The sequence below is a fragment of the [Erwinia] mediterraneensis genome (genome assembly GCF_900604315.1).
GTDB lineage: Bacteria > Pseudomonadota > Gammaproteobacteria > Enterobacterales > Enterobacteriaceae > Pantoea > Pantoea mediterraneensis_A.
Genome location: NZ_LR026978.1, coordinates 1 through 20,823 on the forward strand (window position 1 = coordinate 1; position 20,823 = coordinate 20,823).

General features: G+C 57.0%; 20 protein-coding genes and 1 tRNA gene. 12 read left to right on the top strand and 9 right to left on the bottom strand.

Translation table 11 applies throughout. The features are described 5' to 3' along the window. Positions 1 to 1,242 precede the first annotated feature (1,242 nt). Positions 1,243 to 2,367: a Gfo/Idh/MocA family protein gene (locus E0E17_RS00005; protein WP_130830698.1), complete on the bottom strand. Its 1,125-nt coding sequence runs from the start codon at positions 2,365 to 2,367 to the stop codon at positions 1,243 to 1,245. 257 nt (positions 2,368 to 2,624) lie between these two features. On the opposite strand from E0E17_RS00005, the gene E0E17_RS00010 reads away from it, so the two are divergent. The 9 genes from E0E17_RS00010 to E0E17_RS00050 all read left to right on the top strand — a co-directional run bounded on the left by E0E17_RS00010 (position 2,625) and on the right by E0E17_RS00050 (position 9,674). Then, a tRNA-Asn gene (locus E0E17_RS00010) sits at positions 2,625 to 2,700 on the top strand. A 214-nt stretch (positions 2,701 to 2,914) separates the two neighbouring features. Next, positions 2,915 to 4,141 (top strand): zinc-dependent alcohol dehydrogenase, encoded by a 1,227-nt coding sequence (locus E0E17_RS00015; protein ID WP_130830699.1) that lies wholly within the window; start codon positions 2,915 to 2,917, stop codon positions 4,139 to 4,141. A gap of 225 nt (positions 4,142 to 4,366) precedes the next feature. After that, the gene (locus E0E17_RS00020) at positions 4,367 to 5,338 is read left to right on the top strand and encodes a phosphotriesterase family protein (RefSeq protein ID WP_130830700.1); all 972 of its coding nucleotides are present in this window, start codon (positions 4,367 to 4,369) and stop codon (positions 5,336 to 5,338) included. Positions 5,339 to 5,347: 9 nt separating this feature from the next. Then, positions 5,348 to 6,088, top strand: a complete 741-nt coding sequence (locus E0E17_RS00025; RefSeq protein WP_130830701.1) for a creatininase family protein — start codon at positions 5,348 to 5,350, stop codon at positions 6,086 to 6,088. Next, positions 6,078 to 6,506 (top strand): PTS sugar transporter subunit IIA, encoded by a 429-nt coding sequence (locus tag E0E17_RS00030; protein ID WP_237680738.1) that lies wholly within the window; start codon positions 6,078 to 6,080, stop codon positions 6,504 to 6,506. Before E0E17_RS00025 ends, E0E17_RS00030 begins: the two co-directional genes overlap by 11 nt. Positions 6,507 to 6,558: 52 nt before the next feature. Further along, positions 6,559 to 6,846: a PTS sugar transporter subunit IIB gene (locus tag E0E17_RS00035; protein WP_130830702.1), complete on the top strand. Its 288-nt coding sequence runs from the start codon at positions 6,559 to 6,561 to the stop codon at positions 6,844 to 6,846. Next, the gene (gene ulaA / locus E0E17_RS00040) at positions 6,843 to 8,153 is read left to right on the top strand and encodes a PTS ascorbate transporter subunit IIC (protein ID WP_130830703.1); all 1,311 of its coding nucleotides are present in this window, start codon (positions 6,843 to 6,845) and stop codon (positions 8,151 to 8,153) included. The genes E0E17_RS00035 and ulaA overlap by 4 nt, the downstream gene beginning before the upstream one ends. A 14-nt stretch (positions 8,154 to 8,167) precedes the next feature. After that, on the top strand, positions 8,168 to 8,911 hold the full coding sequence (locus tag E0E17_RS00045; RefSeq protein WP_237680739.1) for a sugar isomerase domain-containing protein: 744 nt from the start codon (positions 8,168 to 8,170) through the stop codon (positions 8,909 to 8,911). Positions 8,912 to 8,924: 13 nt separating this feature from the next. Continuing rightward, positions 8,925 to 9,674: a GntR family transcriptional regulator gene (locus E0E17_RS00050; RefSeq protein WP_130830704.1), complete on the top strand. Its 750-nt coding sequence runs from the start codon at positions 8,925 to 8,927 to the stop codon at positions 9,672 to 9,674. Positions 9,675 to 9,691: 17 nt separating this feature from the next. Here E0E17_RS00050 and E0E17_RS00055 read toward each other — a convergent pair whose 3' ends face one another. After that, the gene (locus E0E17_RS00055) at positions 9,692 to 10,714 is read right to left on the bottom strand and encodes an LLM class flavin-dependent oxidoreductase (RefSeq protein ID WP_130830705.1); all 1,023 of its coding nucleotides are present in this window, start codon (positions 10,712 to 10,714) and stop codon (positions 9,692 to 9,694) included. A gap of 189 nt (positions 10,715 to 10,903) precedes the next feature. Here E0E17_RS00055 and E0E17_RS00060 point away from each other — a divergent pair, with 189 nt between their 5' ends. Further along, complete coding sequence (locus tag E0E17_RS00060; protein ID WP_130830706.1) at positions 10,904 to 11,818, top strand: ketopantoate reductase family protein; 915 nt, start codon at positions 10,904 to 10,906, stop codon at positions 11,816 to 11,818. A 1-nt stretch (position 11,819) separates the two neighbouring features. On the opposite strand, the gene E0E17_RS00065 is transcribed toward E0E17_RS00060, so the two are convergent. Beyond that, entirely contained in the window at positions 11,820 to 12,593 is a 774-nt protein-coding gene (locus tag E0E17_RS00065; protein WP_130830707.1) for a YdcF family protein, read from the bottom strand. A 101-nt stretch (positions 12,594 to 12,694) separates the two neighbouring features. Here E0E17_RS00065 and E0E17_RS00070 point away from each other — a divergent pair, with 101 nt between their 5' ends. Then, on the top strand, positions 12,695 to 13,768 hold the full coding sequence (locus E0E17_RS00070) for a LacI family DNA-binding transcriptional regulator (protein ID WP_130830708.1): 1,074 nt from the start codon (positions 12,695 to 12,697) through the stop codon (positions 13,766 to 13,768). A gap of 35 nt (positions 13,769 to 13,803) precedes the next feature. On the opposite strand, the gene E0E17_RS00075 is transcribed toward E0E17_RS00070, so the two are convergent. From E0E17_RS00075 to E0E17_RS00090, 5 genes are all read right to left on the bottom strand, one after another. Then, a complete protein-coding gene (locus E0E17_RS00075; RefSeq protein WP_130830709.1) occupies positions 13,804 to 14,142 on the bottom strand; it encodes a DUF496 family protein in 339 nt (112 codons plus the stop codon). 159 nt (positions 14,143 to 14,301) lie between these two features. Next, positions 14,302 to 15,360, bottom strand: coding sequence for an FUSC family protein (locus E0E17_RS00080; protein WP_207302032.1), 1,059 nt, complete (start codon positions 15,358 to 15,360; stop codon positions 14,302 to 14,304). A 364-nt stretch (positions 15,361 to 15,724) separates the two neighbouring features. Further along, positions 15,725 to 15,886: a hypothetical protein gene (locus E0E17_RS20155; RefSeq protein ID WP_165446193.1), complete on the bottom strand. Its 162-nt coding sequence runs from the start codon at positions 15,884 to 15,886 to the stop codon at positions 15,725 to 15,727. 229 nt (positions 15,887 to 16,115) lie between these two features. Further along, positions 16,116 to 16,493: a hypothetical protein gene (locus E0E17_RS00085; RefSeq protein ID WP_130830711.1), complete on the bottom strand. Its 378-nt coding sequence runs from the start codon at positions 16,491 to 16,493 to the stop codon at positions 16,116 to 16,118. Positions 16,494 to 17,185: 692 nt separating this feature from the next. Continuing rightward, on the bottom strand, positions 17,186 to 17,656 hold the full coding sequence (locus tag E0E17_RS00090) for an acyltransferase family protein (protein WP_130830712.1): 471 nt from the start codon (positions 17,654 to 17,656) through the stop codon (positions 17,186 to 17,188). Positions 17,657 to 17,713: 57 nt separating this feature from the next. Between E0E17_RS00090 and sbcB the strand changes: the two genes are divergently transcribed. Continuing rightward, on the top strand, positions 17,714 to 19,141 hold the full coding sequence (sbcB, locus tag E0E17_RS00095; protein ID WP_130830713.1) for an exodeoxyribonuclease I: 1,428 nt from the start codon (positions 17,714 to 17,716) through the stop codon (positions 19,139 to 19,141). 51 nt (positions 19,142 to 19,192) lie between these two features. Here sbcB and E0E17_RS00100 read toward each other — a convergent pair whose 3' ends face one another. Continuing rightward, positions 19,193 to 20,548 carry an APC family permease gene (locus tag E0E17_RS00100; RefSeq protein ID WP_130830714.1) on the bottom strand — a complete coding sequence of 452 codons (1,356 nt, stop codon included), beginning with the start codon at positions 20,546 to 20,548 and terminating at the stop codon, positions 19,193 to 19,195. Between the last annotated feature and the right edge of the window lie 275 nt (positions 20,549 to 20,823).

Sequence of the window (20,823 nt, forward strand, 5' to 3'; positions counted from 1 at the left end):
GGAGGGCGCGTCCCGGGCGATCCGTGGGACGGCGTGAGTGACGAAGGGACAGCGCGCAGCGCTGCGCAACGGCAGCCGGTCGCGGAGATTGTTAAGGGGCCGGCGAAACGGCCCCTTAACCCGGCCGCGTGTGGCGCAGCCGCTGGAACTGCCGCACGCCTGGCGGGCGGAACTGTGCGGCCTTCCCCTCACCCTGACCCTCTCCCGGGGGGAGAGGGGAATAGTCCGTGCGGCCTTCCCCCTCACTCTGACCCTCTCCCGCAGGGAGAGGGGACTGCCCGTGCGGTTTGTCCTCCTCACCATTCTCCCGGCCCGCACGTTTTCCCCCTCTCCCTTTGGGAGAGGGCCGGGGTGAGGGAAAAACCGCACTGACTCTGAACTCGCTTACAGCCAGCCCACTCCACACCCAAAGAAAAAAACGAGGACCTGCAGACGGCTCCCCGGTTCCGGCTTCCGGGGCGCTGAGGAGGGAACGACGGTCAGGACGAGCCGACAGGACGTCGGCGAGAGTGCAGGCCGCGCCAGGGAGGGCGCGTCCCGGGCGGTCCGTGGGACGGCGTGAGTGACGAAGGGACAGCGCGCAGCGCTGCGCAACGGCAGCCGGTCGCGGGGATTGTTAAGGGGCCGGCGAAACGGCCCCTTAACCCGGCCGTGTGTGGCGCAGCCGCTGGAACTGCCGCTCGCCTGGCGGGCGGAACTGTGCGGCCTTCCCCCTCACCCTGACCCTCTCCCGGGGGGAGAGGGGAATAGTCCGTGCGGCCTTCCCCCTCACCCTGACCCTCTCCCGGGGGGAGAGGGAATAGTCCGTGCGGCCTTCCCCTCTCCCTGACCCTCTCCCGGGGGGAGAGGGGATAGTCCGTGCGACCTTCCCCCTCACCCTGACCCTCTCCCGGGGGAGAGGGAACTGTCCCGTGCGGCCTTCCCCCTCACCCTGACCCTCTCCCGGAGGGAGAGGGAATAGTCCGTGCGGCCTTCTCCTCACCCTGGCCCTCTCCCGGAGGGAGAGGGAATAGTCCGTGCGGTCTGCTCCCTCACCCTGGCCCTCTCCCGGAGGGAGAGGGAATAGTCCGTGCGGTCTTCTCCCTCGCCCTGGCCCTCTCCCGGAGGGAGAGGGAATAGTCCGTGCGGCCTTCCCCTCACCCTGATCCTCTCCCGGTGGAGAAGGAATAGTCCGTGCGGCCTTCCCCCTCACCCTGACCCTCTCCCGGGGGGAGAGGGGAATAGTCCGTGCGGCCCTCCCCCTTATGCTACGCTTATCCAGCGCCTTTCCAGCGCGGACACCGCGATGGCTTCCAGCACCCGTTGCACCCGCAGTCCCTCCGCGAAATCGGGCCACATCGGGTCGCCAGCAGCGATGCCGTTGATCAAATCACGGATCTCCACGGTTTTCTGATCGTTAAACCCGATGCCATGTCCGGCCGAAACACAAAAGCTGGCGTAGTCCGGGTGTGCCGGGCCGGTAAGAATGGTTTTAAATCCCTGACGGCCCGCCGGATCGTCATGAAGATAAAGAGCCAGTTCCGCCATACGCTCCTGGGTATAACGCAGCGTTCCTTTGGTGCCGGTGACGACATAGGTCAGCCCCATCTTACTGCCGCAGGCAATACGCGAGGTTTCTACCACGCCGTGCGCGCCATTACTGAAACGCAACAGCGCACTCGCCTGATCCTCATTTTCTACCGGCAGCATACGGCTGCGCTCTTTCGGGTCGGGACGCTGCTTAATCACCGTTTGCATATCGCCGCTCACTTCTGCAATTTCTCCGACCAGGTAGTGCGCCATATTCACAATATGCGCAGCGAGATCGCCCAGCGCGCCCAGCCCGGCCAGCGCCTTCTGACAGTGCCAGTCCAGCGGCGTCGTTGGACTGGCAAGATAATCCTCATTGTGGGTGCCGTAGAAATGCACCACCTCCCCAATTTCGCCACGGGCAATAATCTCTTTTGCCAGCTGGCTGGTGGGGTTCTTCATATAGTTAAACCCCACCAGCGTTTTGACCCCGGCCCGCTGCGCCGCCTGCACCATCTCTTCCGCATCCGCTACCGTCAGTGACAACGGCTTTTCGGAGTAAACATGTTTGCCATGACGTATCGCTTCCAGCGCCATCTCCTTGTGCAGAAAGTTCGGGGCGCAGATATCCACCACATCAATCGCCGGATCGCTCACCAGCTCGCGCCAGTCTGCGGTCGCGCGTGCAAAGCCAAAAGCCGCAGCTTGTCTGGCAGCCAGCGCCGGATCCACTTCCGCCAGCATCTCACGTACGATTTCACCTTTCAGGTTGAATACTGTGGGCGCCTGCGCATAAGCAATCGCATGACAACGTCCGATATATCCACTGCCAATCATGCCTATTCTGACTTTTTTCATGATGCACTCCGCGAGGGATAAGGGGTTTCGCGAAACATATATTTCATTTGCGCCGATTTCAAACGCAAAATGAAATATATGTGATCATAATGCGGGAGAATTTTTGGGCCGTTTTTGCACAACAGTGCATCCCGCTACCGCTGTCTGTTGCGTGGTACCCGTAAACTGCTGCTTTCTTCAGCAGTCAGTGAAAAATCGCGAAAAAGAGCTTTGACAAGCCCTCGCCTGCCCGATAATATGCGCCCCGTTCAAGCGATTCCTCTGTAGTTCAGTCGGTAGAACGGCGGACTGTTAATCCGTATGTCACTGGTTCGAGTCCAGTCAGAGGAGCCAAATTCAACGCCCCGGTATTCATCAGAATACCGGGGCGTTTTCATTTTCCCCTGCTGCAAACACATTCCGCCATCCTGCCCGGGTCTTCCCCGTTCGCTCATGTATGACCCGATCGCTAGCTATACTTTCAACTCTGCACGTTAAAGCAGGCCCTGGTATCAGGCCGCCCGGCCCGGTATGCACCCTGTTCTATTCACCGAAAAGAGGAGACAGTATGAAAGCACTCGTCTGGCACGCTACCGGCGATATCCGCCTTGATGAGGTTGCCGATCCGCAGATTGAACATCCTCGCGATGCGGTGATCAGACTCACCGCCTCGGCGATTTGCGGCACCGATCTGCATTTTATTCGCGGCACCTTCAGCGGGATGAAAGCGGGCACTATTCTCGGTCACGAAGGCGTCGGGATTATTGAACAACTGGGCGATCAGGTGCGTAATTTCGATATTGGCGATCGGGTGGTGGTTTGTTCCACCGTCTCCTGTGGCTACTGCCCGCCCTGCCGCAGCGGAAATACAGCGCAATGCGATAATGCCAACCCAAACGGTCCGCAGGCGGGCACCTGTTTTTTCGGGGGCCCGCAAGCTACCGGCCCGGTTAACGGCTTACAGGCAGAAAAAGCACGTATTCCTTTCGCCTCAAATACCCTGGTGAAGGTGCCGGAAGGCGTCACTGATGAACAGGCGATTCTCACCAGCGATATTTTCCCCACCGGCTGGTTTGGCGCAGAGATGGCAGGCATTCAACGCGGCGATACGGTCGCGGTCTTTGGCTGCGGCCCGGTCGGGCAGTTTGCTATCGCCAGCGCGTTGCTGATGGGGGCCGGACAGGTGTTCGCCATTGATCCACACGACGATCGACTGGCGATGGCGCGTCGCCAGGGCGCGTTTACCGTCAACTTTGAAAAAGAGGATCCGCTGGAAACCATTAAATCATTAACCGGCGGCATCGGCGTGGATATTGCTATCGACGCGGTGGGTGTTGACAGTCAGCATGCGCATCATGGTCCGGCAGCCAGACAGGCAGAACAGCAAGCGGAGCAGTTCCGGCAGGAGGTCGCAGAGGTAGCGCCGGACAACGCCGAACATCAGCACGTACATAACGGTAACTGGATCCCGGGCGATGCGCCCACCCAGGCGCTGGAATGGGCGATTCAGGTGCTGAAAAAAGCGGGCACGCTGAGCATTATTGGTGTTTATCCCCCGACGGCGAAGACCTTCCCTATCGGCATGGCGATGAATAAAAATCTGACCATGAAAATGGGCAACTGTAACCATCACGCCATCGTCCCGCATCTGCTGGAGCTGATACGCATGGGCGCTATCGATCCCACTCAGGTACTGACCCAGGTAGAGCCGTTATCCGATGTCATTGCCGCCTATGAGAGTTTTGATAAACGTCAGCCTGGCTGGATCAAAACCGAGCTGTTGCCGTCACAGTAACCTGCCCCGGGGCCGTAGCCCTGGCCGTTTCAGACAACACGCTTTCCCCGTCCGTTAATGTCGCCGTTAACGGACATTTTTATTTTCCCGTTCTTTGTGGAAGCGCATAGTTTTGCCCGTTGGCCATGAGCCATAAGTATAAAATATGAACTTGATCACTTGTATGGTCATGTGAACAATGACATGCTCAATTCTCATTCACATCTGGCGTGGAGGAGAAAAACAATGGGCCTGGTTCGCACACTTAATGGTGATATCGACAGCAAGGATCTGGGTGTGACTTACAGTCACGATCATATTTACTGCATTCCGCCCTACTGGCAGCAACGTCAGGAAGAAGACCTGCTGCTGGACGATTTGCACGCCTCCGGCCTGGAGCTGGCCGATTTTGTTCAGGCCGGCGGGCAAGCCTTTTATGACGCCACCGCCCCCGACTACGGTCGTCACGCCGTGGAAGTGGCGCAGCTGGCACGTCAGCATAAGCTGCACATCATCGCTACCGCCGGCTTTAATAAAGGGTTTCTCTGGAGCAGTCCGCGCTATGCCAGCGGCGAAACCTGGGCGGAATGGATCAGTCGCAGTTCGATTGACGAGATGACCGAAGTAGTGGTCAACGAAGTGCAGCACGGCATTGACGGCAGCGAGCATCGCGCCGGGGTGGTGAAATGCGGCACCGGTTATAACACCATTTCCCCGCTGGAACGCAAGACCCTGGAGGTGGTGGTGCGGGCGCAGCAGGCCACCGGCGCACCGATGCATACCCATACCGAAATGGGCACCATGGCGCTGGAACAGGCGGCTGTTTTCCGCCAGCTCGGGCTGGACCTCTCCCGTATCTGCTTCGCGCATATGGACCGCAATCCGGACCCCTGGCTGCATCAGAAACTGGCCCGTACCGGTGCCTTTATCTCGTTCGATGGCATCACGCGCACCAAGTATTTCCCCGAGCATGTGCGTACTGAAGCGATTCTTGCCCTGTGCCGCAAAGGCTATCAGGATCAGATTCTCATCGGCGGCGATTTCGCCCGTAAATCGATGAGCGCCCATTACGGCAAAGGCGGGCTGGGTCTGAAATTTATTCTCAGCGAGTGGCGTCCGCGCTTTCTTGAGGAAGCGCAGGCGGCGGGAATGGATGGCGAGGCGCTACTGCACGCCTTCTTTGTCACCAATCCGGCGCGCTACTTTTCTTTCGCCTGAGAGGCCCCCATGCGACTCGATCATCTTTATGAAAGCGAAGCGCGTGCTGCGCTTGACAGAGCGCAGGTGGCGCTGCTGCCGCTCGGCGCCACTGAACCCCATGGCGATCATCTGCCGCTGGCGACAGATAACTTACTGGCAGAACGCTTCTGCGCACGACTTGACGCCGCGCTCGGCGACCGGGCTATCAGCCTGCCGCTGCTGCCCTGGGGACAGGTCTGGTCACTGCGCGGACACGCCGGAGCCATCGATCTCGGCCACGATCTGCTGGTTGATCTGCTGATGGCGCTGGCACGCAATATGCACGGCTACGGTATCCCTACCACGGCGGTGATTAATGCGCATTTCGGTAATTTCGACGCGCTGAAAATCGCTGCGCGGCGTCTGAAAGAGGAAGGGATTACCCTGCTGAGCTACAGCTGGGCGGGCATGGCCGATAAAGCGCGTGAGCTGCAGGTATCCAGAACTGCGCGCCCCGGTTATATGCATGCAGATGAAATCGAAACTTCTCTGATGCAGACACTGGCCCCGGAATGGGTACGCATGGATCAGGCACGCGCCCACTATCCCGATTTTCCCGCTGATTTCAGTTACCGTCAGGTGCACTGGACCGAGTTCAGCGATTACGCCGTGCTGGGCGACCCCACTCAGGCAAGCCCGCACAAAGGCGAGCAGCTGCTGGATGCCGCGTTCGCCACCACCCTGGCATCGCTGCAGCAGCATCTGCGCGGAGACGAGCATGATCATTAAACCCGAAGCCATTATCAGTGATTTTGCCGCCGCCACGCCGCAGCAGGCGATCCGCCGCGCCGGCGACGCCCTGTTTGCCGTCGACGCCTGCGAGGCCGGTTATGCCGAAGCGATGGTGGAGAACTATCAGCGTCTCGGCCCCTATTTTGTCATCACCCCCGGCCTTGCCATGCCGCATGCCCGCCCGGAACAGGGGGCGAAGCAGGCACAACTGAGTCTGGTGCGTCTGGCGCAGCCGCTGGCGTTTGGTCATCAGGAAAATGACCCGGTTCATCTGGTGCTGGGTCTGTCCGCCACCAGCAGCGACAGCCATATTGCCCTGATTCAACGCGTGGTCACAGTGCTGGCGCAACCGCAGAATATGGAACTGCTGGCCAGTGGCGATCCCGATACCCTGTGTCGCCTGTTCAACGCCTGATTAACCTGAGCCGCTTCGACGTGCTCTTTTACCCCACAGAGGAAACGCTGTTATGAAAATTCTTACCGTGTGCGGCTTAGGGATGGGATCCAGCCTGATCCTGAAAATGAATGTGGAAACAGTGCTGGCGAAACGGGGCTACCGCGCCTCGGTGGAACATATGGATGTTTCCGCCGCTGCCTCGGTAGAGGCAGATCTGGTGGTGACCAGTGCGGAACTGGCGGGCAATCTCACCCGGAAAAACTGTCCGGTGGTGATCGTGAATAACTATATCGACCAGCAGGAAATTGAGCAGGCGCTGCTCAGCTCCGGGCTGTTTGCACAGGGGAACCCCTCATGAGCGGTTTTATCGATGTTTTACACTGGATAACCGTCAATATTTTCGGTGAAGCCTCGATACTGATCGGTCTGATTGTACTGCTGGGTCTGGTGCTGCAAAAAAAACCGTTGGCGGATATCGTTTCCGGCACCCTGAAAGGCATTCTTGGCTTTCTGATTATCGGGGCGGGCGCCAGCATTATCGTTTCGGCGCTGCTGGTGTTTCAGCCCATCTGGACCGAAGTGTTTGGTCTGCAGCAGATGACTCTGCGCAATATTATGGGCCAGGGCGTTTTCAGCGAAAGATTTGGCAGCGCGGTGACCATTGCTATCGCCGCCGGTTTTGCCATTAACCTGCTGCTGGCGCGGCTGACGCGCTTTAAATATATCTATCTCACCGGTCATATGATGTTCTGGACTGCGATGATTTTCGCCGGGGTGATCGTCAATCAGCATCCCGATATTTCGCTGACAAAACTGACCCTGGCGCTGTCGCTGCTCCTCGGCTTCTACTGGACCTTTCAACCGGCGCTGGTACAGCCCTGGATGCGGCGCATTACCGGCAACGATAACGTAGCGCTGGGGCATACCTCCGCCTCCGTGGCTCTGCTGGGCGCACTGGCCGGACATCTGTTCGCCCGCAACAAAGTCAGTGCCGAAGATATCCGCGTCCCGAAAAACCTCGGTTTTTTGCGCGATTCCAACGTGGTAACCGCCCTCACCATGACCTTACTGTTCTTTATCGGCACTCTGCTGCTGCAACTCAAAGCCACGCCGCAGGCGCGGGAAATTTTAGCCGGATCCGGTGAGCTCAGTTTTTATGTCTACGTGCTGAAACAGTCATTGCTGTTTACCGGCGGCATTGCGGTAGTGTTGCTGGGGGTGCGCATGTTTATCGGTGAAATGGTGCCCGCCTTTAACGGTATCGGCACCCGCCTGGTGCCCGGCGCACGCCCGGCGCTCGATTGCCCGATTATCTTTAACTTTGCTCCGAACGCCGTGGTGTTGGGCTTTATCGGTGCCTTTATCGGCGCGCTACTCTGGCTAATGCTGATCGGCACCACCACCGGCTACGTCTTTATTCCCAGTATGATTGTGATTTTCTTCCATGCCGGTACCGCCGGCGTGTTCGGTAACGTTACCGGAGGTTATAAAGGGGCGCTGCTGGCGGGCTTTATCACCTCAACGCTGGTGGCCTGGGGGCAATATTTCTGCGTCAGCTACCTGATTAATCACACCATTCCCGACACGGCGCTGTGGGCGGGCGACAGCGATATGTTCGTTCTGTCGCCGCTGATCAGCCTGCTCGGCAAATTACTGGCGTTTTAACCTGACGGGAGACGATGATGAGCCACGCCGCTGCACACTATTTTTCCGCCATCCGCACGAAACTGACGCAGCTTGAGGCGGACAGCGCTATGCACGATCGCGCCGCCGCGCTGATGGCGCAGGCAGTGATCGCCGGGAAAAACCTGTTTGTTTTTGGTGCCAGTCATGCCGGGATTATCAGCGAAGAGATGTGCTATCGCGCGGGCGGGCTGGCGGTGGTCAATCCGCTGTTTTCTGCCGCGCTGATGCTGAACGTGCGCCCGCTGCCGCTCACCAGCGCGCTGGAAAATGTCGAGGGGCTGGGTCGCGCCTTGCTGGAAGCCTCGCCGGTAGCTGCAGGCGACGTGGTGTTGATTCACTCGGTTTCCGGCCGCAATCCGGTGGTGCTGGATGTTGCCCTTACGGCACGCGCACGCGGTGCGCAGGTGATCGCTATTACCAGCCTTGATACCGCGCAACATGTCACGCCGCGCCACTCCAGCGGCAAGCTGCTGTGTGACGTTGCCGACGTGGTGATCAACAATCACTGCGACTACGGTGACGCCGCGGTGGCGCTGCCGCAGGTGGCGCAAAAAGCCGCACCGCTTTCTACCGTGCTGGGGGCAACAATTTGTAATCTGCTGGTGCTACGTATCAGCGAACAGCTGCTGGCGGAGGGTTTAACGCCGCCACTGCTGGCCAGTGCTAACATTGACGGCAATCAGAAGATCAATCAGGATATCTTTAACCGTTACCGCAGTCAGATTCATTATCTTTAAGAAAGGCGTTGGCATGAATGAGCCTCTGGGCTTACCGCTGTACCTGCGTATAAAAAATATCATTCTGGAAAGGATCATTGCTTTTTCTTATCAGGATAAACTCCCCGGCGAGCTGGTGCTCGCCGATGAATTTAATGTCGCACGCGGCACGGTAAAACAGGCCATCGACGCCCTGGTGCAGAACGGTATCCTGTTTCGCGAACAGGGCAAAGGCACCTTTATCAACCGCGCTATTCTGCAGCAATACTATCGCGACCTGCCGGAGCTGTTGCTGCATTTCGCCGCCGCGCTGCCGCTCATCAGCGATATCGCCTCGTTAATGCCTACTATGGCGGATGCGGAGGTGGCGGAGAAAATGGATCTGGCGGTGGGCAGTCAGCTGCTGCGCCTGGAGCGCAGCTGGCGGCGGGAGACGCGCACTATCGGTCACGGCATTACCTGGCTGGATGGCAACATCTATAACGGCCTCAGCCATCTTGAGGCGAATCGCTCGCTCTATGCGCAGTTGCGCGAGAGTCACGGCATTTCGCCGCTCAATGCGCGCGACCGCTATCTGCCGGTGACCGCGACGGCCCGTCTGGCGCGTCTGCTGGCGGTTGACGAAGGCAGCGCGCTGTTCTGTATTGAACGCCTCGCCACCCATATTGACGATAACGTGCTGGAGTTCAGCCGCTTTTATGTGGCTGGCGGCGAACTGGCGCTGGAAATCAACGCCAGTCAGCTGGCGCAGGACGGGCGCTGGCACGCCACCCTGACGCCCTGAGGCATAAGCCCGCCGCGTTAACGCCAGCCCAGCGCCGGTGCCACCAGCCTGAGAATAGCGTCAATCACATGGGCGTTATACTCTACCCCTAACTGGTTCGGCACCGTCAGCAGCAGCGTATCCGCTTCCGCAATCGCTTCATCCTGCGCCAGCTGCTTAATCAGCGTCTCCGGCTCGGCGGCATAACTGCGGCCAAAAATGGCGCGGGTATGTTCATCCAGATAACCCACCGTGTCCTGCTCCGCGCCGCCGCGGCCAAAGTAGAGACGATCCTGGTCGTTCACCAGCGCAAAGATGCTGCGGCTGACAGAGACGCGCGGTTCGCGCTGATGGCCCGCCGCTTTCCACGCCTCACGGTAAGCGCGGATCTGTCTGGCCTGCTGCACATGAAAAGGCTCGCCGGTTTCATCATCTTTCAGCGTCGAGCTTTGCAGGTTCATCCCCATCTTCGCCGCCCATACCGCCGTTGCGTTTGAGCCGGAGCCCCACCAGATACGCTCACGCAACCCGGCCGAGAAAGGTTCAAGGCGCAACAGTCCGGGCGGATTGGGGAACATCGGTTGCGGGTTGGGTTTGGCGAAGCCTTCTCCACGCAGCGCATCCAGCAGCACTTCCGCATGGCGACGTCCCATATCGGCATCGCTCTCCCCTTCCTGCGGCACATAGCCGAAATAGCGCCAGCCCTCGATCACCTGCTCCGGGGAGCCGCGGCTGATACCGAGCTGCAGGCGTCCACCGGCGATCAGATCGGCGGCCCCGGCATCCTCTGCCATATAGAGCGGATTTTCATAGCGCATATCAATCACGCCGGTGCCGATTTCGATGCGCCGGGTTTTCGCTCCCACTGCCGCCAGCAGGGGAAAAGGAGAGCTCAGCTGACGGGCAAAATGGTGTACGCGAAAATAAGCGCCATCGGCCCCCAGCTCCTCTGCCGCCACCGCCAGATCGATAGATTGCAGCAGTACGTCCTGCGCCGAACGCGTCGCTGACTGCCCGGTGGGCGACCAGTGACCAAATGACAGAAAACCGATTTTTTTCATGCCCTGTGTTTCCTTTTTCGGTGTGACCAGCGGCGCTGGCGCGATTAGCCGATCATAAGCCCCGCATCCCTGAAGCGCAAATGCGCGGCCAGGCACATTGTGCGCTGGCGGGCGGATGCAGGTAACGCTGGCAGCTTTTGCTCTGTCGTTTTATCGTAATGCCCTTTCTTTTTATTTTTCAGGGGAAACATGCGCATACTTATTGTCGGCGCCGGAGCAACCGGCGGTTATTTCGGAGCCCGTCTGGCACAGGCGGGACGGGATGTCACCTTCCTGGTACGCGAACCGCGCAAACAGCAGCTGGAACAGCAGAGTATGCAGGTAAAAAGCCCGCACGGCGATTTCACAGTAACGCCCGCTCTGCTGCTGGCGCGCGAGCTGACCACCCCGTTCGATCTGATTATCCTGGCGGTAAAAAGCTTTGCCCTGCCCCAGGCGCTGGAGGATATCGCCCCGGCGGTAGGCGCGCAGACACTGATCATGCCGATCCTCAATGGTATGCGCCATATCGACACCCTGCGGCAGCGTTTTGGCGCGGAGAAGCTGATCGGCGGCTACTGTAAGATCCACGCGACCCTCGGAGCGGCGGGCGAAATTGTGCAGATGACGCCGCTGCATCAGCTCTTTTATGGTGATTTGCAGGGTGATAATGGTGCGCGCCTGCAGACGGTGGATACGACACTGCGCGACTGCGGCTTCGAGTCGATTCTTACCAACACGCTGATGAGCGAGCTGTGGGAAAAGTGGCTGCTGCTCAGCACTCTCGGCGCCATGACCTGCCTGTCACGCGGCAATACCCAACAGGTGCTGCAGACCTCCGGCGGCGGCGCGCTGCTGCGGGATCTGTTTAATGAAGTGCTCGCCGTGATGCGCGCCGATGGCTATCAGGAGCGCCCGGCCATCACGGCGAAGGTGTATGACTATATCAGTCAGCCCGGTATACCAATGACCTCCTCCATGTACCGCGATTTAACCCAGGGCTACGCCATTGAGGCTGACCATGTAATTGGCGATCTGCTGACGCGCGCCGCGCGCCATGATCTCAGCGTGCCGTTACTGAATGCGGTTTACGTCAATCTCAGCGTCTATCAACAGTCACGCTGAGTTAACGGCTGATGCAGGCCTGAATGGCGGGCACCTGCATCAGCCGCTGCCAGGCGGCCTCTACCGCTTCCGGCAAACTGACATGGCCGAAAAAGCCCTTGCCGCGCGGACCGTAGCCCTGCGCATCGTCGCGCAGCCGCGGCACCTCTCCCATTAACAGATCCAGAAAACGCTCCAGCGACCACAGCCCCTGCACCGGCGCGCCGAGAATACGCAACATGCCGTTATCCTCCACCAGTTGCGGCTGAAACACCGGCCAGCTGACAAACTGCGGCGCATCCGCGCGATCGCGCCACTGCCAGCGAAAGGTTTCCGTGGTGCGACGCTGCAGCAGCGGATCCTGGCTGAGGATAACGCGCTGCGGCTGAATATGACGTTCGTCCAGCAGTCGCTGGCTGAACGCGGCATTTTCTCCGCCGTTACGTGAGGCGCTTTCCAGCAGCAGATGTTCCTCCGGCAGATGGGCAAAGGCACGGGCAATGGCTGCCAGCATCTCCGCCTCGCTTTTTCCCCTGGTCGGGATGTGGTGATAAAGCGGATGTGTCGCCATCGCCTGCGCCAGCAGCGGCGTAGAGTGTCCTGTTCCCCCGCTAATCAGCAGCGGCAGCTGGTAGCGTTTCGCCAGCGCGATCACCCCTTCGATAGCGGGCAGTACCGCGTGCCCGGCCAGGATCGCCAGATCAGCGCTCTCCTCCCCGTCCGGTGCCAGCTCATCCCATGCCAGCCAGGCGGCAAGGGTGTTAACGTCACGGATCTCATCTGGCGTCAGTTGCATCTCAGCTCTCCCGTTGGCTCTTTTGCGCAGTGTAGCCGCTACAGAAGAGGAGGTAAGGAAAAAATTTGCTACACTCGCAGCTTCAACTTCAGGAGAAATCAATGGTTTCGCGCGCTACCACTCTCGATGACGTTGCCCGTCTGGCAGGCGTCTCCTATCAGACCGTCTCTCGTGTGCTTAACCGCCCGGATCAGGTGGCGCCCGCGACACGCGAGCGCGTGACCGCCGCGATGCAGCAACTGAATTATGTGCCTAACCGGGTTGCGCAGCAGCTGGCAGGCAAATCGACGCGCACCCTTGGCCTGGCCACCAGCGATCTGGCGCTGATGGCACCTGCCCAGATCGCCTCAGCGATTCAGCATCGCGCCGCCGCACGCGGTTATCATCTGGTGATTGCCATGGCCGCCGCAAGCGGCGCTGAAGCGGCGCGCGCGACTCTGAATGAACTGCTGGCGCAGCGCGTAGATGGGCTGCTGATCAATCTGCCGCTGGAAAATAGCGAGGCGCTGCAGCTGCAGGGATTATGTGGTGAGAAACCGGCACTGTTTCTTGATGTCGCCGACGACGCAGCGGTGGCGCAATGTCAGTTCAGCAGCGCTATGGGTGCGCAGCAGGGAGTGGCGCATCTGCTGGCGCTCGGCCATCGGCGCATCGCGCTGCTTAACGGACCAATGCACTCCATCTCTGCCCGTCAGCGCTTTCACGCCTGGGAGCAGGCGCTGGCGGCGCATCAGTTGCGCCCGCATGCCGTGCTGAGCGGCGACTGGAGCGCCCGTTCCGGTTATCAGGCGATGATGACGCTGCTGCCGGATAATCTGCCGCAGGCGCTGCTGGTCGCCAATGATCAGATGGCGCTGGGCGCGATGCATGCGCTGCATCAGTTTGGCATTGCCATCCCGCAGCAAATGTCGCTGATGGGCTATGACGATACGGCGGAAAGCGCCTGGTATCAGCCGCCGCTTACCACCGTGCGCCAGGATTTGCGCCTGCTGGGCGAAGTGAGCGTCGACCGCCTGCTGGCCCGCCTCCATGCGGAAACGGATACTACACCTGCACTGGAGACCTCACTGGTGCTGCGCGCGACCACCGCGCCGCCGTCACAGGGCAAACCAGACCGTCAGGCGCTGGTACGCCAGCTACAGGTCCTGGCGCGTCAGTTGGGAGAGTGTGAATAGCGGCATTAAAAAAGCGGCTGTAACGCCGCCCTGGTTTATTCTGCTTTTGAGCTTTGCTGCGCTTTCAGCTCGCCCATCGCCTTCAGCTTTTTCGACAGCTCGCGACGCTCTTTGGAGAGCTCAGCATTTTTGATGATGTAATCATCAACGCGATCTTCATAGTCAACGCGCATGGAGGCAATAATCTCCTGCACCGCCTCGATGCTCATGCCTGGTTTGATATATTCGCTCAGGTTGTCCAGCAGCAGCACACGTTTCTGGTTATCACGAATTTTCTTTTCGATATCGTTGATTTCGCGCTGCAGCTTGTTCTTACGACGGAACATACGTACAAACTCCAGTACGTCCTGAAATGATTGCTTGGCATTTTCCATGATGGCACCTTTTATTGGGCCTGCGTGGCAGGCGTAACAGTCTTGACCTTCAGCTTAGCGGCTTGCCAGCCTCGTAAGCAATTTTCACATTTAAAATCGGACTGGCGCTTATCTTAGCGCAAAGATACAGCGAATCACATTAAGTCATTGTCTGATGAACTATTTGCGCAGCGCCAGGCGAATCAGATCGGTCTGACGCTCCAGCTGTTTCGCCAGCTCCAGGCTCAGCCAGACGTAGCCGTAGATCGGTGTCTCCTCCAGCCGCTCGCTGCCGCCCTCCTGGATTAGCTGTCGCAGTTCACGACTGATCTCCGCCAGCTCGTGACTGTTCGCCGCCAGCTTATCGCTTTTACCGCTCACCAGCATGGCCGACAGCGCCCGCAGGGTGTTTTCTGTCATCTGCTGGGTGCGCCGTAAGGTAGTGGCGTTGAGCATGATCAGCAGACTCTCACGCGAAGCCCACCAGGCATTAATCTGCATCTCAACGGTGTACACCATATTACGGTTAATGGTCTGAATGGCTTCAAACACCGATTTCGGAATGCGCGTCTCTTTGCTCGCCGGTTCCAGCAGCGCACGCATTTTGATCACGCTGCTCAGCAGACGCTGCAGGGGTTTGTTAAGGCGCGGCTGCTCGACCTGATTGGGGGAAAAGCCGGCATGATAGATTTTCGCCATCGCCAGAAAAGCATCGGAAAGCTGGATGCGCCAGTGCAGCCAGGCGCGCTGTGCCCAGATAGCGCTGAACAACAAGGCCAGCAGCGATCCCAGGATCACATCGCCGCCGCGCCACAATGCAACGGTAAAATCACCTGCCGGCGCGCCGACGACCACGCTGAGGGTAATGCCTATCAGCAGCGCCATATAGGGATGTTTGCCCAGCGTAAGAAAGCCGCAGATAAACATCACTATCGCACACCAGATTAACATGACCGGTAGTGAGATCATCTCCAGCTTGAGGGCGATCAGACCGGAAATCGAACCGGCAATGGTGCCGCCAATACGCTGGATAGCGCGCGGAAAGACATTACCCCAGGAGGAGACCGGCCCCATTACCACAACCAGGGTAATTAACGGCCAGGTGCCTTCCGGAATTTCCGTTATGCGCACAAAGAGAAACGAGAGAATAAAGGCGATGGCAATACGCACGCCATGCACGCTGCGATAGTGACGATATAACCAGAATTCAATTTTCGATACAGGTTTATCAGGACGCAAAATGGCTTTCCGCTGTCAGAGGCTGTTCGCGGGCTATATTACCCCCTGCGGGGCTGACAGGTTAGTACGATTTTCTTCTTACCGCCCATTACGGCAGAAAATCTACAAGGCTAAAACAGCAGGTTTACATCGGGCATACTTTTAATAATCATTTTCCTCACAACTTCTGGGGAATGACTTTTAATACGCGAAGGCTTAAGGCGTGGATTAATAGAGTGGGAAAAGAGTGAGTGGATTTAATTTAAAACCTTATCTGCGGGAATCGCCCGCTACCGTTTTCTCTCTATGAGAGGATCAGTCATATTTTCAGTCAGTCAGCGGCTGCCCTTATCATCAGGCAGCGCGTTTTTGCGGGTGGTTGTGCTTAATCTGGTCTGTTGCTACCCGATTTAAAGCTGAACCAGCTGCAGAGCAGCGCGAAGAAGAATAACATCAGCCCGTAGCTGGCGCTGCCCGCCATCCAGCGCAGAAGAGATCCCACCAGGAACGCGATTGCCAGTATTGCAAAGAGTATTCGTTTGTTCATGCTGCTCACTCCTCCCTGTTAAGGTTCTTTGTGAGCGTAGTAAAGGATAGAGAATGTGCATAACGTTCATTCGCGCCAGGCGGACAGCGATCATCAGCGCTGATAACAATAAAGGCCGCCATCAGGCAGCCTTCGGGTAAACACAGTATCGTCTGAAGCGTCAGGGCTGTTACAGACCGAGCGGAAAGTTCATCAAAGCATGGTGATATGTTCATCATGCTCATTCAGATCATGATTTGTAGACGTTGTTCTGCGGGGTCTCGATTAAAAGCAGCTTTGTCAGGCCTTCATGTGCGGTCTGGCTGGCGCTTTCGTTCAGGGCCACTAAGTGAAACTGGATAGTCTTTTTATGCTGGGTGTAATCAGGTGAAGTCAGGGCATAGCGGAAGACTTTTTCGCCATCTTCATAGACGCACTCCATTTCCCACTGTTCGTTAGCCGCGCTTTTGGCATTACATTTACCTGGCCCATAGGTATAGCGCAGGAAGGAAGCGGTCTCCGCTTCAGCTTTGCTGACAAACAAGGGACGGCCATCATAGCGATAGCCACCGCACAGCACGCACACAGACACCACCAGAAAGATTGCTGTTAACCATTTTCTTTTCATTATCAATGTTCCGTAGCATCAGAAAAATTATATTTTATCAGAATTGTCCTAAAACTGGAACTCTGTGAAACACGAGAAACAACGAACAAAATGTTGTTTTTTAACGTGATGGAAGTGGTAATGGAGGATAAAATTTGGCGGAAAGGTGCATCAAAAGTGACTTAAATCAAATTTTTTCAGAGCCGGTATAATTTAGACAACCTCTCAAACTCTAAGAGTCAGATGTAGCGATATTTATTTACAGCTTACATTTTTCAGCATTTCCGCAAAGGCAGCGATATGGCGTTTTGGGATGGACCGCGCCGCGCCAGAAAATATTTGTCAGGGCACGATCAACCCGACATAAAAAGCCAGCTCTAAGGCTGGCTTATGAAACCAAAATGTTGTGAATTTAACTGTATATGCCTGGCTCAGTTGCTAAAACAATGATCCGCATCTGGAATTCCTTCACATACCAGACGCGGCGAAGTTGGTATTTCACCAACAATTTCCGGGGAAATGGCCGCCATTCGAGGCGATAGCTTAGGTATATGCGTGAATGCGGCCCTATGCCCTTTCTTTTAACAGAGAAAGCGGCATAGTTGATACTTCATATCTCGTGTAATCAGCAAACAGTCAGGTGCTGGTTACACCTGAACAGTCTCATTATGCATAGATCCCCTTTTAACCCCGGGCATAATTTTGCAGCATAATCATTTAGCTGGCTGAAGACGCCTTTCACGCGAGAGGAAGGGTTTTTCGATATAACGAAATGATAAAGTGGCCAGGGTAAGAGCTACCACAGAATATAAAACAAAACCTGCGACCCCTTCTGTCAAGCCTGTCCAGCGTAAGTGTTTCCCAATCCCGTTATTTAAAAGCGTATGTAAGAGATACAGCGAAAATGAGATATCCCCCAGAAAAGTTAGCCAGCGTGGGGAGTACTGATCAAGTAAATTATAATTATCCTCTACACTTATAAAATCAGCTATTTTCCTCATGTAAGGGGAATTGCTCATTGCAGCAATCAGTAAAAGCGTCACAACAAGCAATATATCCAATGTAGATAATAAGCTTGATACGGGAGCGCTTATCCCTTTTCCTGAACCTTCTGGTCTACCCCAATATGGTTTACCATGTAAAATACAGCAGTGAACCCAAACGGGCGTTAGTGTGGATTGCACCCTCTCCCCTGCTGCCCAACCAGCCTGTCAGCAAACTGAAGTGAACGGATAACTATTTTGGCAAACGAAAGCGCACAACCCACCTTCCTCTTTCATGACTATGAAACCTTTGGTAAAAGCCCGTCGCTTGATCGACCGGCGCAGTTTGCTGGCTTGCGCACCGACAGCGAGTTCAATCCCGTGGGGGAGCCGGAGGTTTTTTACTGCAAACCCGCTGACGACTATCTGCCGCAGCCGGAAGCGGTGATGATCACTGGCATTACGCCGCAACTGGCGCAGGCACGTGGCGTGACGGAAGCTGAATTTGCCAGTCGCATTCATACGCTGTTCACCGAAGCCAATACCTGTGTGGTCGGTTACAACAACGTGCGTTTTGATGATGAAGTCACGCGCAACATTTTTTACCGCAACTTCTTCGATCCCTACGCCTGGAGCTGGCAAAACGGTAATTCGCGCTGGGATCTGCTGGACGTGATGCGCGCCTGCTACGCCCTGCGCCCTGAGGGAATCGTCTGGCCTGAAAATGACGATGGCTTCCCCAGCTTTAAGCTGGAGCATCTGACAAAAGCGAACGGCGTTGCCCACGAAAACGCCCACGACGCCATGTCCGATGTCTATGCTACCCTGGCGATGGCAAAGCTGGTGAAGGAGAAGCAGCCGAAACTGTTCGATTTTCTCTACCGTCATCGCAACAAGCAGAAACTGATGACGCTGATCGATATCCCGCAGATGAAACCGCTGGTGCATGTCTCCGGCATGTTTGGTGCGGCGCGTGGCAACACCAGCTGGGTTGTGCCGCTGGCCTGGCATCCCGATAACCGTAATGCACTGATTGTGGCTGACCTCGCCGGGAATATCTCTCCGCTGCTGGAGCTGGATGCCGACGCGTTGCGCACACGTCTTTACACGCGTCACAACGAACTCGGCGATCAACTTCCTGTCCCGCTCAAGCTGGTTCATATCAATAAATGTCCGGTACTGGCTCCGGCAAACACCCTGCGTCCGCAGGATGCGGAGCGGCTGGGCATTGACCGTCAGTACTGCCTTGATAACCTTGCCGTACTGCGTCAGCATGCGGAAGTGCGGGAAAAAGTGGTGACGCTCTATGCGGAAGCGGAGCCTTTTGTGCCGGTCGATGATGTTGATGCCCAGCTTTACGACGGCTTTTTCAGCGATGCCGATCGTACCGCTATGAATATCATTCGTCAGACCGCGCCGGTTAACCTGCCCGCGCTCGACCTCACCTTTGGCGATCGGCGCATTGAAAAACTGCTGTTTCGTTACCGGGCGCGTAATTTCCCTGGCACGCTGGATGATGCGGAGCAGCAGCGCTGGTTGCAACACCGTCGTGAAATGCTGAACCCGGAACGCGTGCAGGCCTTTTTACTGGAGCTGGAGTCGCTGGCGAATCTGCATGAAGGTGACAATGAGAAACTGGGTCAGCTGAAAGCGCTGTATAGCTACGCGCGCGAACTGGTTTCCTGAGGCATAAAAAAACCCCTCGCCAGTGGCGAGGGGTTGAGAGATAACGACAGATTACACTTCTTCGCTGTATTGCGGGACCGGGTTACGGAAGCTGCGCGTGACAAACGCCAGCCAGATAACACCAATCGCGGCCCAGAACAGGCCCAGCAGCATGGAGCTCTCTTCCAGATTCACCCAAAGAGCCCCAACGGTCAGCGCACCCAACACCGGCAGCAGCAGGTACTGGATATTATCTTTCAGCGTCTTGTTGCGCTTCTCGCGCACCCAGAACTGCGCAATCACCGACAGGTTCACAAAGGTGAAGGCAACCAGCGCACCAAAGTTAATCAGCGCAGTGGCGGTCACCAGGTCGAAATTGATCGCCAGCAACGCAATAGCCCCCACCAGCAGCACGTTCAGAGACGGCGTGCGCCATTTGGGATGGATGTAACCAAAGAAACGCTCCGGGAAGACACCGTCACGGCCCATCACATACATCAGGCGGGAAACGCCTGCGTGTGCGGCCATACCGGATGCCAGTACCGTCACCACAGAGAAGATCAGAATACCAACCTGTAACGCTTTACCCGCCACATACAGCATGATTTCCGGCTGCGAAGAGTCCAGATCCTGGAAGCGTGACACGTCCGGGAAATAGAGCTGCAGGAAGTAAGAGACAAAGATAAAGATCAGGCCACCAATCAGCGCAGTCAGGAAGATCGCACGCGGAATGGTACGCTCAGCATTTTTGGTCTCTTCAGACAGCGAGCTGATACCGTCGAAGCCCAGGAACGAGAAGCAGAGTATCGTTGCCCCGGTAATCATCGGCACCACATGGGCATCTTCCGACCAGAACGGACGCGTGCTGGCAAGGGTGCCAGAACCCACGCCGTGCGCCACACCATAAACCACCATACCGGTAATCACTACCATCACCAGTACCTGCAACACCACAATCAGGCTGTTGAAGTTGGCCACGGTTTTGATGCCCCTCAGGTTAGTGAGCGTCATAAAGCCCACCAGCAGCACCACGAAAATCCAGGAGGGGATCCCCGGCACCAGCGTCTCGAAATAGTCCTTCGCCAACAGAATGTTAATCATTGGCATGAACAGATAATCGAGCAGCGATGACCAGCCCACCATAAAGCCCACATGCGGACTGATGGCTTTCTGGGCATAGGTATAGGCCGAGCCTGCTGACGGGAAGCGACGTACCAGCTTACCGTAGCTCAGGGCGGTAAACAGAATCGCAATCAGCGCGAAGGCGTAAGCCGTGGCGACGTGACCGCTGGTCAGGCCGGAGACGATGCCGAACGTATCAAACAGCGTCATCGGCTGCATGTAGGCCAGGCCGATCATCACAACCGGGAACAGAGTCAGTGTCTTTTTCAGATGGGCACGCTGCGGTGCGGCGGAAGCGTTATGCATTTTTGGTCATTCCTCCGCTGAAGGCGGAAAACATCACAGGCATAGCGCGAGTGGGAATAAGGTGATGAGCGCGGGCAGCGGATGCGGCACCATAGTCATCATGGAAGCGAGAGCCAGTCACTGCTGGCATCAGGTTAAACAACCCCATCTGTGTATCCTCAATCTCACGCACACAGCGTGTTTTCTGGTAGATATCTATCCGGAAACGCGCCCGGCCTCGGTAATAAGTCAATGAAGTACGATGCAAAAAAATAACCGGCGCTATAAGCGTCGGT

What these genes read in the sequence shown, in the direction of transcription:
- E0E17_RS00005 (WP_130830698.1), bottom strand. Translation starts at nt 2,367, where the DNA reads ATGAAAAAAGTCAGAATAGGCATGATTGGCAGTGGATATATCGGACGT.
- E0E17_RS00015 (WP_130830699.1), top strand. Translation starts at nt 2,915, where the DNA reads ATGAAAGCACTCGTCTGGCACGCTACCGGCGATATCCGCCTTGATGAG.
- E0E17_RS00020 (WP_130830700.1), top strand. Translation starts at nt 4,367, where the DNA reads ATGGGCCTGGTTCGCACACTTAATGGTGATATCGACAGCAAGGATCTG.
- E0E17_RS00025 (WP_130830701.1), top strand. Translation starts at nt 5,348, where the DNA reads ATGCGACTCGATCATCTTTATGAAAGCGAAGCGCGTGCTGCGCTTGAC.
- E0E17_RS00030 (WP_237680738.1), top strand. Translation starts at nt 6,078, where the DNA reads ATGATCATTAAACCCGAAGCCATTATCAGTGATTTTGCCGCCGCCACG.
- E0E17_RS00035 (WP_130830702.1), top strand. Translation starts at nt 6,559, where the DNA reads ATGAAAATTCTTACCGTGTGCGGCTTAGGGATGGGATCCAGCCTGATC.
- ulaA (WP_130830703.1), top strand. Translation starts at nt 6,843, where the DNA reads ATGAGCGGTTTTATCGATGTTTTACACTGGATAACCGTCAATATTTTC.
- E0E17_RS00045 (WP_237680739.1), top strand. Translation starts at nt 8,168, where the DNA reads ATGATGAGCCACGCCGCTGCACACTATTTTTCCGCCATCCGCACGAAA.
- E0E17_RS00050 (WP_130830704.1), top strand. Translation starts at nt 8,925, where the DNA reads ATGAATGAGCCTCTGGGCTTACCGCTGTACCTGCGTATAAAAAATATC.
- E0E17_RS00055 (WP_130830705.1), bottom strand. Translation starts at nt 10,714, where the DNA reads ATGAAAAAAATCGGTTTTCTGTCATTTGGTCACTGGTCGCCCACCGGG.
- E0E17_RS00060 (WP_130830706.1), top strand. Translation starts at nt 10,904, where the DNA reads ATGCGCATACTTATTGTCGGCGCCGGAGCAACCGGCGGTTATTTCGGA.
- E0E17_RS00065 (WP_130830707.1), bottom strand. Translation starts at nt 12,593, where the DNA reads ATGCAACTGACGCCAGATGAGATCCGTGACGTTAACACCCTTGCCGCC.
- E0E17_RS00070 (WP_130830708.1), top strand. Translation starts at nt 12,695, where the DNA reads ATGGTTTCGCGCGCTACCACTCTCGATGACGTTGCCCGTCTGGCAGGC.
- E0E17_RS00075 (WP_130830709.1), bottom strand. Translation starts at nt 14,142, where the DNA reads ATGGAAAATGCCAAGCAATCATTTCAGGACGTACTGGAGTTTGTACGT.
- E0E17_RS20155 (WP_165446193.1), bottom strand. Translation starts at nt 15,886, where the DNA reads ATGAACAAACGAATACTCTTTGCAATACTGGCAATCGCGTTCCTGGTG.
- E0E17_RS00085 (WP_130830711.1), bottom strand. Translation starts at nt 16,493, where the DNA reads ATGAAAAGAAAATGGTTAACAGCAATCTTTCTGGTGGTGTCTGTGTGC.
- E0E17_RS00100 (WP_130830714.1), bottom strand. Translation starts at nt 20,548, where the DNA reads ATGCATAACGCTTCCGCCGCACCGCAGCGTGCCCATCTGAAAAAGACA.